The sequence below is a fragment of the Rhizobium sp. TRM96647 genome (assembly GCF_025780115.1).
Lineage (GTDB): Bacteria > Pseudomonadota > Alphaproteobacteria > Rhizobiales > Rhizobiaceae > Mycoplana.
On record NZ_JAOXHF010000016.1, the window covers coordinates 43326 to 57051 of the forward strand.

At 66.4% G+C, this 13726-nt stretch carries 11 protein-coding genes; all 11 read left to right on the top strand.

Features of this window, described 5'->3' with window-relative positions; translation table 11 throughout:
* Position 1 precedes the first annotated feature (1 nt).
* The 11 genes from OCK02_RS22775 (at position 2) to OCK02_RS22825 (ending at position 13563) form a co-directional block, all read left to right on the top strand.
* The gene (locus tag OCK02_RS22775; protein ID WP_230807707.1) at positions 2–799 is read left to right on the top strand and encodes an ABC transporter ATP-binding protein; all 798 of its coding nucleotides are present in this window, start codon (positions 2–4) and stop codon (positions 797–799) included.
* Positions 800–805: 6 nt separating this feature from the next.
* Positions 806–1558: an ABC transporter permease gene (locus OCK02_RS22780; protein WP_263814995.1), complete on the top strand. Its 753-nt coding sequence runs from the start codon at positions 806–808 to the stop codon at positions 1556–1558.
* Positions 1558–2268, top strand: a complete 711-nt coding sequence (locus OCK02_RS22785; RefSeq protein ID WP_263814996.1) for a fumarylacetoacetate hydrolase family protein — start codon at positions 1558–1560, stop codon at positions 2266–2268. Before OCK02_RS22780 ends, OCK02_RS22785 begins: the two co-directional genes overlap by 1 nt.
* Before the next feature lie 167 nt (positions 2269–2435).
* Positions 2436–4385: an AI-2E family transporter gene (locus OCK02_RS22790; RefSeq protein ID WP_263814997.1), complete on the top strand. Its 1950-nt coding sequence runs from the start codon at positions 2436–2438 to the stop codon at positions 4383–4385.
* Between the two features lie 99 nt (positions 4386–4484).
* Positions 4485–7004: a heavy metal translocating P-type ATPase gene (locus OCK02_RS22795; RefSeq protein WP_263814998.1), complete on the top strand. Its 2520-nt coding sequence runs from the start codon at positions 4485–4487 to the stop codon at positions 7002–7004.
* On the top strand, positions 7001–7438 hold the full coding sequence (gene cueR, locus OCK02_RS22800; RefSeq protein WP_263814999.1) for a Cu(I)-responsive transcriptional regulator: 438 nt from the start codon (positions 7001–7003) through the stop codon (positions 7436–7438). Before OCK02_RS22795 ends, cueR begins: the two co-directional genes overlap by 4 nt.
* Positions 7439–7548: 110 nt before the next feature.
* Positions 7549–9042 carry a S10 family peptidase gene (locus OCK02_RS22805; protein ID WP_263815000.1) on the top strand — a complete coding sequence of 498 codons (1494 nt, stop codon included), beginning with the start codon at positions 7549–7551 and terminating at the stop codon, positions 9040–9042.
* 189 nt (positions 9043–9231) lie between these two features.
* Positions 9232–9768 carry a glyoxalase superfamily protein gene (locus OCK02_RS22810; RefSeq protein ID WP_263815001.1) on the top strand — a complete coding sequence of 179 codons (537 nt, stop codon included), beginning with the start codon at positions 9232–9234 and terminating at the stop codon, positions 9766–9768.
* A gap of 117 nt (positions 9769–9885) precedes the next feature.
* Entirely contained in the window at positions 9886–11319 is a 1434-nt protein-coding gene (locus OCK02_RS22815) for an aldehyde dehydrogenase family protein (protein ID WP_263815002.1), read from the top strand.
* A 308-nt stretch (positions 11320–11627) separates the two neighbouring features.
* On the top strand, positions 11628–12230 hold the full coding sequence (locus OCK02_RS22820; RefSeq protein ID WP_263815003.1) for an ANTAR domain-containing response regulator: 603 nt from the start codon (positions 11628–11630) through the stop codon (positions 12228–12230).
* Between the two features lie 52 nt (positions 12231–12282).
* Positions 12283–13563 (top strand): CmpA/NrtA family ABC transporter substrate-binding protein, encoded by a 1281-nt coding sequence (locus OCK02_RS22825; RefSeq protein WP_263815004.1) that lies wholly within the window; start codon positions 12283–12285, stop codon positions 13561–13563.
* Positions 13564–13726 lie beyond the last annotated feature (163 nt).

Sequence of the window (13726 nt, forward strand, 5' to 3'; positions counted from 1 at the left end):
CATGGCCAACCCCATCCCCCTGCGGACGGCCGACAACGCCACGCCGGACGCCATCGTCGAAGTGCGCGACATCTGCAAGCGCTACGGCGACATCGAGGCCCTTCGCGGCATCAACCTCGATTTCGAGCGCGGTAAGCTGACGACCCTGCTCGGCCCGTCGGGCTGCGGCAAGACCACGCTTCTGAAGATCATCGCGGGCCTCGTGCCGGCGACCTCCGGCCAGATCCGCATCAACGGCAGGGTCGTCACCGGACCCGGGCCGGAGCGCGCCTTCGTCTTCCAGGATTTCGCGCTGATGCCCTGGGCGACCGTGCTGCGCAACGTCGCCTTCGGCCTCGAGTTGAAGGGCATGCCGCAGGCCGAGCGGCACAGGATCGCAAGGCACTATATCAACGAGGTCGGCCTGTCCGGCTTCGAGGAGAAGTATCCGCACGAACTGTCCGGCGGCATGCGCCAGCGCGTCGGCATCGCCCGGGCATTCTCGGTGAACGCCGACGTGCTGCTGCTGGACGAGCCGTTCTCGGCTGTCGACGAGCAGAACCGGCGCAAGTTCCAGGAAGACCTGCTCCGCCTGGTCGACAAGGAGCGCAAGACCTTCCTGTTCGTCACCCATTCCATCGAGGAAGCCGTCTACGTCTCCGACCGGATCGTGCTTCTGTCGCCGCGCCCAGGCCGCGTCTCCCAGATCATCGAGCCCGCCATCGACCGCTCCGCCGCACCGGACGTGATCCGGCGTGACAAGGGCTATCTCGATGTGGTCGAGGAGATCTGGCAGGGCCTCAGGCAATATGCGGAGTGAGGCGCCATGAAACTCTTCGGCATCAAAATTCCGATGATGACCTCGCTGATCTTCTGGGCGCTGGTCTGGGAAATCGTTGGCAGGATGGACGTCATCTTCCTGATCCCGCCGATGACCTCGGTGATCGCCGCCGGCTTCGGGCTGGTGCAGACGGGCTCGTGGCAGAACGCCACACAGATCACGCTCCGCTCGTTTGCCCTCGGCATGACGCTGGCGATCGCCGTCGGCGTGCCGCTCGGGGTGGCCATGGGACGGTTCAAGGTCGTCGACAACATCTTCGGCCTGTGGGTGAACATGTTCGTCAGCGCGCCGCTGTCGGCCCTGGTTCCGATCCTGATGATCCTGTTCGGGCTCGGCGAGACGACGGTGTTCGTCACCGTCTTCCTGTTCGCCGTCTGGATCATCGTGCTCGACGCCCGCGCCGGCGTCATGCAGGTGCCGCCCTCGCTGATCGAGATGGGACGCTGCTACGGCGCCTCGCGCTTCACGATCTTCACCAAGATCATCCTGCTCTCCGCCCTTCCCGAGATCCTCGCGGGCATCCGCATCGGGCTGATCCGCGGGGTCAAGGGCGTGGTCATCGGCCAGATCCTCGTCTCCATCATAGGTTACGGCGAACTCTTCGAGCTCTATTCCCGCAGCTTCGACATGGAGCGGTTCTGGGCTCTGACAATCATCCTCTTCGCGGCAGCCATGCTTCTGTCCGCGGCCGTGGAACACTTTGAAAAACGCATCGAATATTACGCAGGAGCGCGATAATGAACGACATGACCTCCATCAACGCCGCATACGTCTTCAAGCCGGCGCCCGTTCCCACCCTGCCGGTCGCAGGCAGCCAGGCGCTCTTCCCGGTGCACCGCATCTACTGCGTCGGCCGGAACTTCGCCGACCACGCGATCGAGATGGGCCACGACCCGAACAAGGAGCCGCCGTTCTTCTTCCAGAAGAACCCCGACACCCTGGTCCGGCCCGGCAACGATTTCCCCTACCCCTCGGAGAGCAACGACGTCCATCACGAGGCCGAACTCGTCGTAGCGCTGAAGAGCGGCGGCGACAACATCCCCCTCGATAAGGCGCTCGATTGCGTCTATGGCTATGCCGTCGGCCTCGACATGACCCGGCGCGACCTGCAGGGCGAGGCCAAGAAGCTCGGCCGCCCCTGGGAAACCGGCAAGGCCTTCGAAGGCTCCGCCCCTTGCGGCCCGCTGCACCCTGTCGAGAAGATCGGCCATCCGACAGAGGGCGCGCTCTGGTGCAAGGTCAACGGCGAGCTTCGCCAGAGCGGCGACCTCAACCAGATGATCTGGAAGGTGCCGGAGATGATTTCCTACCTGTCGAGGCTGTTCACCCTTCAGGCCGGCGACCTGATCTTCGCCGGCACGCCCGCCGGCGTCGGCGGCATCGTCCGCGGCGACGTGATGGTCGCCCATGTGGACGGCGTCGACGAGATCACCTTCAAGGTTGCCTGAATGCTTCGGGCGCGCTCCGGCGCGCCCGTCCCCCTTCTGCCGTGGCCCAACGGCCCGCCGCATCTTGCCGAAATTCCCCTGAGGCCGCCCGCATGCGCGGAAATCGCAGCGGCCCCAGCTTGCCGGCTCCGCTTCGCGAACTATCTGCTTGCGGACGGGAGGACAGGATGGCCGAGCGAAGCGACGAGTTCCGAGACCTTGACGTGCCGTCGCTGCAGGGCGCACGGCCGAACATGCCCACCCTCCTGACCTTCGTCGGCGCGGTCGCGATGCTCTATCTGGCGCGCGACGTGTTCCTGCCGATCGCGATCGCGCTCCTGCTCACCTTCGCGCTCGCACCGGTCGTGACCATGCTGCGCAGGGTCGGCTTTTCGCGGGTGCTGGCGGTCATCTCGACGGCCCTGTTCGCCTTTTCGCTGATCGCCGTCGTCAGCCTCGTCATCGCGCTGCAGGTGACCCATCTGGCCCGCAGCATCCCGACCTACCAGGCAAACGTCGTCAGCAAGATCGAGGCCATGCGCGAGGCCGGCTCCGGAACCGGCGTGTTCAGCCAGATCTCGTCCGTGCTGGAGCGCATCAGCAAGGAGATCAGCGAGACGAACAGCGAAGCACCGAACGAGGACGACACCCCCACAAGGCCCGTGCTCGTCGAGATCTACGCGCCGGATCATCCGATCCAGGTGCTGACCAACCTGATCGTGCCGATGCTGGCGCCGGTGGCGATGGCGGGCCTCGTGATCGTCGTCGTCATCTTCATGCTGCTGGAACGGGAAGACCTGCGCGACCGCTTCATCCGCCTCGTCGGCTATGGCGACCTGCATCGAACCACCGAGGCGCTGGAGGACGCCGGAACCCGCGTCGGGCACTACCTCCTGATGCAGCTCGTGGTGAACATCCTCTATGGCGTGCCGGTGGCGATCGGGCTTTGGCTGATCGGCATTCCCAACGCGATCCTGTGGGGGCTGCTCGCGATCGTCTTCCGCTTCGTGCCCTATATCGGCCCGATCATCGCGATGATCCTGCCGCTGTTCCTCGCCGTGGCCGTCGCCCCGGGCTGGACGATGCTGATCTGGACGGCGGCGCTCTTCATCGTCATGGAACTCGTGATCAACAACGTGGTGGAGCCGACGCTCTATGGCTCCAAGACCGGCCTGTCGCCGCTTGCGATCATCGTATCGGCGATCTTCTGGGCCTGGATCTGGGGACCGGTCGGGCTGGTTCTGTCGACGCCGCTGACAGTGTGCCTGGTGGTGCTGGGCAAGCACGTTCCGCAGTTCGGCTTCCTCCAGGTCCTCTTCGGCAGCGACCCGGTGCTCGCCCCGCATGCAAGGCTCTATCAGCGCCTCCTCGCCGGAGACCCGGACGAGGCCACGGACCAGGCCGAGGAACGGCTGGAGGAGGACTACCTGATCGACTACTACGCGACCGTGGCGATCCCGGCACTGGCCCTGGCCGAGCACGATCGCGCCCGGGGCGTGATGAGCGAGACGCAGCGGCTGCGGGTGGCCGAAAGCGGGATGACGCTCGTCGCCAACATGGACGACATCGCCCTCGAAGAGGCGCAGGAGGACGACGGCGACGACGCGCTCGTCGATCCGGACGAAACGAAGGAGGCGGCAACGGAGGCCGGCGACCGCCTGCGCATCCTCTGTATCGGCGGTCGCGGCGAGCTGGACGACGTGACCGCGGCGATGCTGGCCCAGGTCCTTCGCGTGGAGGGCGCACAGGCGGTCGCAGAGAACCATCGCCTGATGGAGCCGGCGCGCATCCGCCAGATCCCGGTAGCCGATCTCGATACGATCGTCATCTGCTATCTCAACCAGGATTCTCTGAAGCATGCCCGCTTCGCCGTCCGTCGCCTGAAGCGGATCAACGCGGCGCTGCGGGTAGGCGTGGCGCTGTGGAAGCCGGAGGTGAACGAAGACGAGGAACCCGATCTCGAGGCCGCGGTCGAGGCCGGTGCGTCACTGAACGCCGACTTCCTGTGCGCCGACATGACCACCGCTGCCGTCGCAACACTGACGGTAGCGCCCGTGGTACCGCTCGCCGTGCCGGACAAGGTCAGGCCCAGGCGACGCCTCGTCCCCGAACGGGCGAAGGTCGTCAACCTGAGTTGACGGCGACCGGAGCGTTCCGTGCGGGCCGCGGCGAAACAACGGCTTGACCTTGACATGATGGGAAGGTGCATGATGCTTCCAACATAAGGAATCCGCATCATGCTCACAGTCAAGGAACCCCAGGCCGCAGCCCCCCTTCCCGCCCAGACGGTCAAGCTCGCCATCGAGGACATGACCTGCGCCTCCTGCGTGCGCCGCGTCGAGAAGGCGATCTCTGCCGTTCCCGGTGTCGCAAGCGCCCGGGTCAATCTCGCCACCGCAAGGGCGGACATCGGCTTCGACGGCAAGGCCGATATCGCCGGCGTCGCGCAGGCTGTCCGGGCGGCCGGCTACGGCGTCGGCGAGGAGACGCTCGAATTCCCCGTCGAGGGCATGACCTGCGCCTCCTGCATCGCGCGGGTGGAAAAGGCGCTGAAGGCCGTGCCGGGCGTTCTGGACGCCACCGCCAACCTCGCCAGCGAACACGCTCGCGTCCGCTTCCTGCGCGGCACCGTCGATTTCGACGATCTCGCCGCCGCCATCGAACGGACCGGCTATCACGCCCTGCGCGCCGCCGCCGCCGAGACGCCGTCGGATGAGGACCGGCGCGCGGCCGAGGTCGCGAGCCTCCGCCGCTCGCTCATCCTCGCCGCCCTGCTGACCGCTCCCCTCTTCGTCATGGAGATGGGCTCGCATGCCGTGCCGGCGTTCGGGCACTACATTCACGAGACGATCGGCATGCAGGCGAGCCGTGTCATTCAGTTCGTGCTGGCGACGATCGTGCTCGCTGGACCCGGCGCGCGCTTCTTCCGCAAGGGCGTGCCGAGCCTCCTGCGCGGGGCGCCGGACATGAACGCGCTGGTCGTGATCGGCACGGCCGCCGCATGGGGCTTCTCGACCGTCGCGACGTTTGCGCCGGGCTGGCTGCCGGGCGGCACCGCCAACGTCTACTTCGAGGCGGCTGCCGTCATCGTCACCTTGATCCTCGCCGGCCGCTTCCTCGAAGCCCGCGCCAAGGGCCGGACGGGCGAAGCGATCCGCCACCTGGCCGGGCTGCGGGCGACGTCGGCCCGCATCCTGAAGGATGGCCAGCCGGTCGATGTCACGCTCGAAGCGGTCATGCCGGGCGACATCGTGCTGGTGCGGCCCGGTGAAAAGGTCCCGGTGGACGGCGACGTCACCGAGGGGCGCTCCTTCGTCGACGAATCCATGATCACCGGCGAACCGATGCCGGTCGAGCGCAAGACCGGCGATCCCGTCACCGGCGGCACCCTGAACACGACCGGCTCGTTTTCCTTTCGTGCCACGCATGTCGGCACCGATACGGTGCTGTCGCAGATCATCCGCATGGTCGAGGACGCGCAGTCCGCCAAGCTGCCGATCCAGGCGCTGGTCGACCGCGTGACCCAGTGGTTCGTGCCGGCGATCATCGCCACGGCGCTCGTCACCTTCGGCCTCTGGTACGCACTCGGCCCCGACCCGGCGCTGGCGCACGCGCTGGTGGCGTCCGTCGCCGTCCTCATCATCGCCTGCCCCTGCGCCATGGGCCTTGCAACGCCCACCTCGATCATCACCGGCACCGGGCGGGCGGCGGAACTCGGCGTGCTGTTCAGGCAGGGCACCGCCCTGCAGACGCTCGAGACGACCGACATCGTCGCCGTCGACAAGACCGGCACGCTGACGCTCGGCCGGCCGACCCTGACGGAGATCGTCCCGGCCGAAGGCTTCGACCGGCAGGAGGTCCTGGCACTCGCGGCTGCGGCCGAGGTCCGCTCGGAGCACCCGATCGCGCTCGCCATCCACGAGGCGGCGAAGGCGGAAGGACTGGATCTTCCGCTCGCCGATGCCTTCGAGGCGACATCCGGCCGCGGCATTTCGGCAAGCGTCGCCGGGCGCCGGATCGAGATCGGCTCGACCGGCCACATGGCCGCACTCGGCCTTGATACATCACCCTTCGCCGGGGATGCGCAACGGCTGTCAGGCCAGGGCGCCTCGCCCCTCTATGCCGCGATCGACGGCCGGCTCGCCGCCCTCTTCGCGGTGACCGATCCGGTGAAGCCCACCACCCGGGAAGCGATCGCGCAGTTGAAGGCGCTCGGCATCGAGGTCGCGATGATTACCGGCGACAATCGCGGTACTGCAGACGCCGTGGCGGCCGACCTCGGCATCGACCAGGTGATGGCCGAGGTCCTGCCGGACGGCAAGGTCGCAGCTGTCAAGGCGCTGTCGCAAGGCGGCAGCCGGAAGGTGGCCTTCGTCGGCGACGGCATCAACGATGCCCCTGCCCTTGCCGCCGCGGATACCGGCATCGCCATCGGCACGGGAACCGATGTCGCCATCGAGAGCGCCGATATCGTACTGATGGCCGGAGACCTGCGCGGCGTCGCGACCGGGATCGCCCTCTCCCGGGCGACCATGCGCAACATCCGCCAGAACCTGTTCTGGGCCTTCGGCTACAACGTGGCGCTGATCCCGGTTGCCGCAGGCGTGCTCTACCCGGCCTTCGCCATCCTGCTGTCGCCTGCGATCGCGGCGGGCGCGATGGCGCTCTCCAGCGTCTTCGTCGTCAGCAACGCCCTCAGGCTGAAGCGGTTCCGGCCCGCCGGCACGCACCACGCAAGCAGGGAGGACAGGACATGAATATCGGCGAGGCTGCGGCCGCCAGCGGCGTCACCGCCAAGATGATCCGCCACTACGAAGCGATCGGCCTGATCCAGCAGGCCGATCGCACCGGGGCCGGCTATCGCACCTACGGGCCGAAGGACCTCGCCACCCTCTCCTTCATCCGCCGCTCGCGCGATCTCGGCTTTTCCATCGCCCAGATCCGCGATCTCCTGGCGCTCTGGCAGGACCGCAGCCGCGCCTCCGCGGACGTCAAGCGCATCGCCGGCGAGCACATCGAGGAACTGACGGCGAAGATGCACCAGTTGCAGGAGATGGTGATGACCCTGCAGCACCTTTCCTCCCATTGCCACGGCGACGACCGCCCGGACTGCCCCATCCTCGAACGGCTGGCGACGGGGCTGGACGACGACTGCTGTGCACCCGGCACGGTGGCGAACGGCCGGTCGTAGCGCGCCCGGCGTCCGGCCGCGGCGATCGATCGCGATCAAATTCTGTTGAGTTCCTGTCGCTCCCGCCTGCCCCTAAAGTGCAGGCAGCGCCATGGAACGGGAGGGAAACGTTGCGTCTGCACCTGCTTTTGATCGTCCTTGCGGCCGCGTTTTCGACCTCGCCGGCGCAGGCGTTCGCGCAAGCGGCGCCGCCGGTAGCAGAAAGCCAGAGTTCGGGGCTGCTGGATCTTTTGCCGGCGGACGCCGTCACCCGGCATGTCCTCAAGCGCCCCGACGGCGATCTCCCCTACACTGCCACAGCCGGAACGATCGACCTGCGCGGGCAGGACGGAAAGATCAATGCCGGGCTGTTCTACACCGCCTACGTCGCCGACGACGGCGGTCCCGACCGGCCCGTCACCTTTGCCTTCAACGGCGGGCCGGGGGCGGCCTCCGCCTACCTGCACCTCGGGCTCGTCGGCCCGCGGATCCTCGAGTTTCAAGGCGCCAACGGGGATGGAACGCAGCCGGCCCTTTCCGACAATCCGGACAGCTGGCTCGACTTCACCGACCTCGTCCTGATCGATCCGGCCGGGACCGGCTGGAGCCGGGTCGCCGACAAGGCGGCGGAACCAGCGTTCTACGGCGTGCAGAGCGATGCGGAAAGCATCGCGAAATTCATCGCCCTCTATGCCCAGAAACAGGGCCGCCTCGCCTCGCCGAAATTTCTCCTGGGCGAGAGCTATGGCGGCCTGCGCGCCGCAAAGGTCGCAAGCGCGCTGAAGGACAGCCAGGGCATCCTCGTCTCCGGGATTGTCATGATATCGCCCCTGATCGAGGGCAGCTTCATCTTCCGCCCCGGCAACGATCCCCTCGCCGCCGCGCTGCAACTGCCCTCGCTCGCCGCAGCCGAGCTGGAGCGCAAGGGCAGCTTCACCGAGGAACAGGTGGCCACGGCCGAGCGATGGGCCATGCGCGACTATCTGGTCTCGCTGGCCGGCCCCGCACCTGCCGGCGAGGAGGCCGAACAGCTCTACGGCCGCATTGCCGACATGACCGGCATCGCCAGGGAGGATGTCGCCCGCGCCCGCGGCTTCGTCGGCGATCTCTACCGGAAGAGCCCCGGCGGCGCGACCGGCAAGGTCGCCAGCCCCTATGACGCGGCGTTCCTGTCGGACGACCCCTACCCCGAAAGCCGTTCCGGCCGCGGCGACGACGCCATCCTGGACGGCTATACGCGGGCCTATGGCGCGGCCTTTGCCGCCTATGCCCGCGACGAGTTGCGATACGTCACAGAGATGACCTATCGCCTGCTCGATACCGGCGTGAACCGCCAATGGGACTGGGACGGATCGCGATCCACCACCGGCGCGACAGACGAGTTGCGCACGCTCTTCTCGGTGATCCCCTCCTTCCGCCTCCTCGTCGCCCACGGCTACAGCGATGCGCTCACCCCCTATGGCGTGAGCCGCTACATCATCGAGCACATGCCCGCCTCCCTCGTCGAGGACCGCGCGGAGCTGAAAGTCTATCGGGGCGGCCACATGTTCTATACCGATGCCGAGGAGCGGCGGCGGTTCAGCGCCGCTGCCCGCGATTTCTACCAAAGACCGCCCGGCGGATAATGCCGTCGTTCTTGCAAATCGGCCCGGCACCCGGCTATTGTCCGGCAGGGCTGAGGCGGCCCGCTGTCCGCGCCCATCGATCCGGGCATGGCGAACGCCTCCCTGATCTCTCCTGACCGTTTCACCGTCGGGCGAAGACGTCGGCAACGCGGACACTGACGAAGGCTTTGCCCTGACAGGGGAACGTTCATGCGCGACTATCGCGACGCGAAGGCAATGGCGAAAGCCTTGCGAGAAGCACTTGCCCGCCGCAGCCTCGAAATCACCCACAGCGAAGCGCTGGAAATTGTCGCCCGCCAGTTCGGTCTGGCGAACTGGAATCTGATGTCCTCCCGCATCGAGGCTGCTGCGGACGAGGCGATCGCCTTCGAGCGGGCGGTGCCGATCATCCGGATCTTCGACGTTGCCAAGGCGCACGAGTTCTATCTCGGCTTCCTCGGCTTCACGGTCGACTGGGAACATCGCTACGGTCAGAACTTCCCGCTCTACACCCAGATCTCGCGGGCCGGCCTTCATCTTCATCTGTCCGAACATGCAGGCGATGCGACGCCAGGCGGAAACATGGTCGTCTACATGAAGGGCGTGCGCGACCTGCAGCAGGAACTGGCCGCAAAGGACTATCGCTACATGAAGCCCGGCCTGCAGGATACGGACGGAAGGCTGGAAGTCGAGGTGACCGACCCCTTCGGCAACCGTATCCGCTTCATGCAGATCAAGGCCGGCTGACGCGGCCTGTGCCGTCGCAGCCACTTGCGCTTTTGCCGGCAGGGGACCATCCTCCGCCAGGCCTGTCAGTCGACAATGGCAGGGGACAGCGAAAAGAAGTTGGAATGGGAGAGTAGCATGCTCGACAAGCGCAAATTCTACATCGACGGCAAGTGGGTCGACCCGATCCGGCCGAACGACCTCGAGGTCATCAATCCGGCCACCGAGAAGCCAGTCGCCTGGATCTCCATGGGCACCGCCGCCGACATCGACCGCGCCGTCGCTGCCGCGAAGAAGGCGTTTTCCAGCTACAGCCAGACGAGCGTCGACGAGCGCATCGCGCTTCTGGAAAAGCTGCTGTCGATCTACAAGCGCCGCTACGACGAGATGGCCCGCACGATCACGCTCGAACTCGGCGCTCCGATCACCATGAGCACGGAGCAGCAGGCCGACGTCGGCGTCGGCCACCTGCAAGGCTTCATCGACGCGCTGAAGCGGCTGAAAGGCCGCGAGGTGCTGCCGAACGGCGACGTCGTCCGCCGCGAGCCGATCGGCGTCTGCGGCCTGATCACGCCCTGGAACTGGCCGATCAACCAGATCGCGCTGAAGGTCGTACCGGCGCTCGCGACCGGCTGCACCTGTGTGCTGAAGCCGTCCGAGTTCACCCCGCTCAACGCGCTGCTCTATGCCGAGATGGTCGACGAGGCCGGCTTCCCCGCCGGCACGTTCAACCTCGTCAACGGCGACGGCATCGAATGCGGCGCGGCCCTTTCCAAGCACAAGGACATCGACATGATGTCGTTTACGGGCTCGACCCGCGCCGGCATCGCCGTCAGCAAGGACGCGGCCGATACGGTCAAGCGCGTCACGCTCGAACTCGGCGGCAAGTCACCGAACATCGTCTTCGAGGATGCCGACCTCGAGGACAGGGTCGCCGCAAGCGTCGCCGAATGCTTCAACAATTCCGGCCAGTCCTGCGATGCGCCCACCCGCATGCTGGTGCAGCGCTCGGTCTACGACAAGGCGGTCGAGATCGCCCGCAAGGCCGGCGAAGAGGCCCGCGTCGGCAATCCGGAAGACGAAGGCGGCCATATCGGTCCGCTGGTCTCGCACATCCAGTTCGGCCGGGTCCAGGCGCTGATCGAGGCCGGCGTCGCCGAGGGCGCGCGCGTGCTCATCGGTGGCCCCGGCAAGCCGCAGGGCTTCGAACAGGGCTATTTCGTCAAACCGACGATCTTTGCCGACGTCAGCAACGACATGCGCATCGCCCGCGAGGAGGTGTTCGGCCCGGTGCTCGCGATCATTCCCTTCGACACCGAGGAAGAAGCGATCGCGATCGCCAACGACACCAATTACGGCCTTGCCGCCTATGTCCAGACCGGCAATGCCGAGCGCGCCGAACGCGTCGCCGCCAGGCTCCGGGCCGGCATGGTCCACATCAATGGCGGCCCGCACCGCTACGGCAGCCCCTTCGGCGGCTTCAAGCAGTCCGGCAACGGCCGCGAAGGCGGCATCTTCGGGCTGGAGGATTTCCTCGAGGTCAAGACGGTCCACCGCCCGGACGCCGCCTGAGGCGAAAAATCGCTCCCAGGCCACATCTGGTACACACTTCGGGCGCATCGCAGGATGCGCCCGAATTTGCATAGGAGCGCGTTCACGCGTCGCCGCACGATGAAAACCCGCCCATTCAGCCTAAAAATTATGCATGTCAAAAAAATGCTTGATTTTTAGTCCTTCATCGCGCATTCAAGGACGACGGCTCTGGAGCGGACTGCGCCGGGGGTAACAGGACGACACTGCGGGCATGTCACCTTTCCAAATCCCCCCTGCGGTGCGAGCATGGTCCGGCGCTCTCGACACGAATGACCGGCAGTAGTTCCGTGACCAGCCGAACTCCGAAGCCCGCGAGCCTCAGCGTCCTCGTCATCGATGAGAACAGCATCCGTGCCTCGATCATCGAGGTGGGCCTGCGCGAGGCCGGCTACGACAACGTCACCATCATCGACGACATGAACGGGCTTGCGCGCCGGATCATGGAGATCAATCCCGACGTCATCGTCATCGATATCGAGAATCCGAACCGCGACATGCTGGAAAGCATCTTCCAGATTTCCCGGGCGGTGAAGCGCCCGATCGCGATGTTCGTCGACAAGTCGGACGAGGATTCGATCGTGGCCGCGGTCGATGCCGGGGTTTCGGCCTATGTCGTCGACGGCCTGAAGAAGGAGCGCGTGAAGCCCATCCTCGAGATGGCGGTCAGCCGCTTCAACGCCTTCAGCCGCCTGCAGCGCGAACTGGCCGAAGCCCGGTCCGCCCTGGAAGAGCGCAAGATCATCGATCGCGCCAAGGGCATCCTGATGAAGATGCGTGGCCTGTCCGAGGAAGAGGCCTTTGCCCTCCTGCGCCAGACCGCGATGAACGAGAAGAAGAAGATCGCCGAGATTGCCCAGAGCGTGGTGACGGCAGCGGGACTGCTGATGTGACGGCGGACGGCGTGCCGCCCGGCAGCGGGCGCCCCGGGCGGAGGAAAGCGAAATGGTGATGACGATGAACGACAGCAACACGGACGACCTGGCTGCACCGCCCCGCGCCGCGACCGAGGGATCCCGGATCGTGCGGGCAGGCTTCATCCCGCTGGTCGATGCCTCGGTCCTGATCGCCACGGCGGAATTCGGCTTTGCCGAGAAGGAGGGCATCAAGCTCGACCTCGTCAAGGACGTGTCCTGGGCGAACGTGCGCGACCGCCTGGCCTTTCGCCAGTTCGACGTCGCCCACATGCTCTCCCCGATGCCCGTGGCCTCCATGCTCGGCCTCGGCTCCAATCCCTCTCCGACGATCACCCCCTTTTCGCTCGGGCGCGGCGGCAACGCGATAACCCTCTCGACACGATTGTTCGATCGGATGACGGCCACCGCCGGCCTGCCGGAAACGGCCGGCGCGCTCGAGAATGCGCGGGCGCTGGCGATGGTCATCAGGGATATGAAGGCGCGTGAAGAAACCCTGCCGACGCTCGCCATGACCTATCCCTTCTCGTCCCACAATTACGAGTTCCGCTACTGGCTGGCGGCCGGTGGCATCGATCCGGATTGCGACGTCAAGCTCGTGGTCGTGCCGCCGCCGCTGACCTCCGACGCCCTTGCAGCCGGCGCGATCGACGGTTTCTGCGTCGGCGCGCCGTGGAACATGGTCGCCTCCGAGCGCGGCGTCGGCCGCATCGTCGCCGCCAAGCAGGATATATGGCCCTCCGCCCCGGAGAAGGTGCTGGGCATGCGGCCGGACTGGGCCGAAAGTCACCCGGAAACCGTCTCCCGGCTGATCGTGGCGCTCGATGCCGCCGCGCGCTGGTGCGATCGGGTGGAGAACCACGACGCGCTTGCCGCAGCACTCGCCGACCAGCGCTACATCGCCGCTCCCGTCCAGATCATCCGCCACGTCCTTGCCGGAGAATTCAATCTCGACGCCAAGGGGAACCGGCGCGTCATCAACGACTACTTCCTGTTCCACGGCGGCTCCGCCAACTATCCGCGCCCCAGCCAGGCCCTATGGATCTACAGCCAGATGGTCCGCTGGGGGCAGGCTGAAATGAGCGCCGCCAACGCGCGCACCGCCGCATCCGCCTATCGCCCCGACCTCTATCGCACGGCACTGGGAGAGGCGAGCGGACCGCCGGACGCCGATTTCCGCATCGAGGGCGACAAGGACGGCGACAGCTTCATGGACGGCCACGTCTTCGATCCCGTCCACCTCGCCGACTACGTTTCCGGCTTTGCCGTGCGCACCGTCCGGCCCGTCGACCGGGGAACGGAAGAGACCTGACGCCTCCACCGCAATGCACAATTTGCTTGCAGGGGCGAAAGGCCCACCGGCAGCATTCGCACAAAACATCGGCACAAATCGCAATCGCACCAGAAACAGGCATTCGCCCGGCTGCAACGATTTCCCTTTTCGTTTCAGCGCCCTAGAAGCCGCCCGCAAAACT

Coding starts and splice junctions, on each gene's coding strand:
- OCK02_RS22795 (WP_263814998.1), top strand. CDS start 4,485: ATGCTCACAGTCAAGGAACCCCAGGCCGCAGCCCCCCTTCCCGCCCAG.
- OCK02_RS22785 (WP_263814996.1), top strand. CDS start 1,558: ATGAACGACATGACCTCCATCAACGCCGCATACGTCTTCAAGCCGGCG.
- OCK02_RS22790 (WP_263814997.1), top strand. CDS start 2,436: ATGGCCGAGCGAAGCGACGAGTTCCGAGACCTTGACGTGCCGTCGCTG.
- OCK02_RS22780 (WP_263814995.1), top strand. CDS start 806: ATGAAACTCTTCGGCATCAAAATTCCGATGATGACCTCGCTGATCTTC.
- OCK02_RS22815 (WP_263815002.1), top strand. CDS start 9,886: ATGCTCGACAAGCGCAAATTCTACATCGACGGCAAGTGGGTCGACCCG.
- OCK02_RS22775 (WP_230807707.1), top strand. CDS start 2: ATGGCCAACCCCATCCCCCTGCGGACGGCCGACAACGCCACGCCGGAC.
- cueR (WP_263814999.1), top strand. CDS start 7,001: ATGAATATCGGCGAGGCTGCGGCCGCCAGCGGCGTCACCGCCAAGATG.
- OCK02_RS22810 (WP_263815001.1), top strand. CDS start 9,232: ATGCGCGACTATCGCGACGCGAAGGCAATGGCGAAAGCCTTGCGAGAA.
- OCK02_RS22825 (WP_263815004.1), top strand. CDS start 12,283: ATGGTGATGACGATGAACGACAGCAACACGGACGACCTGGCTGCACCG.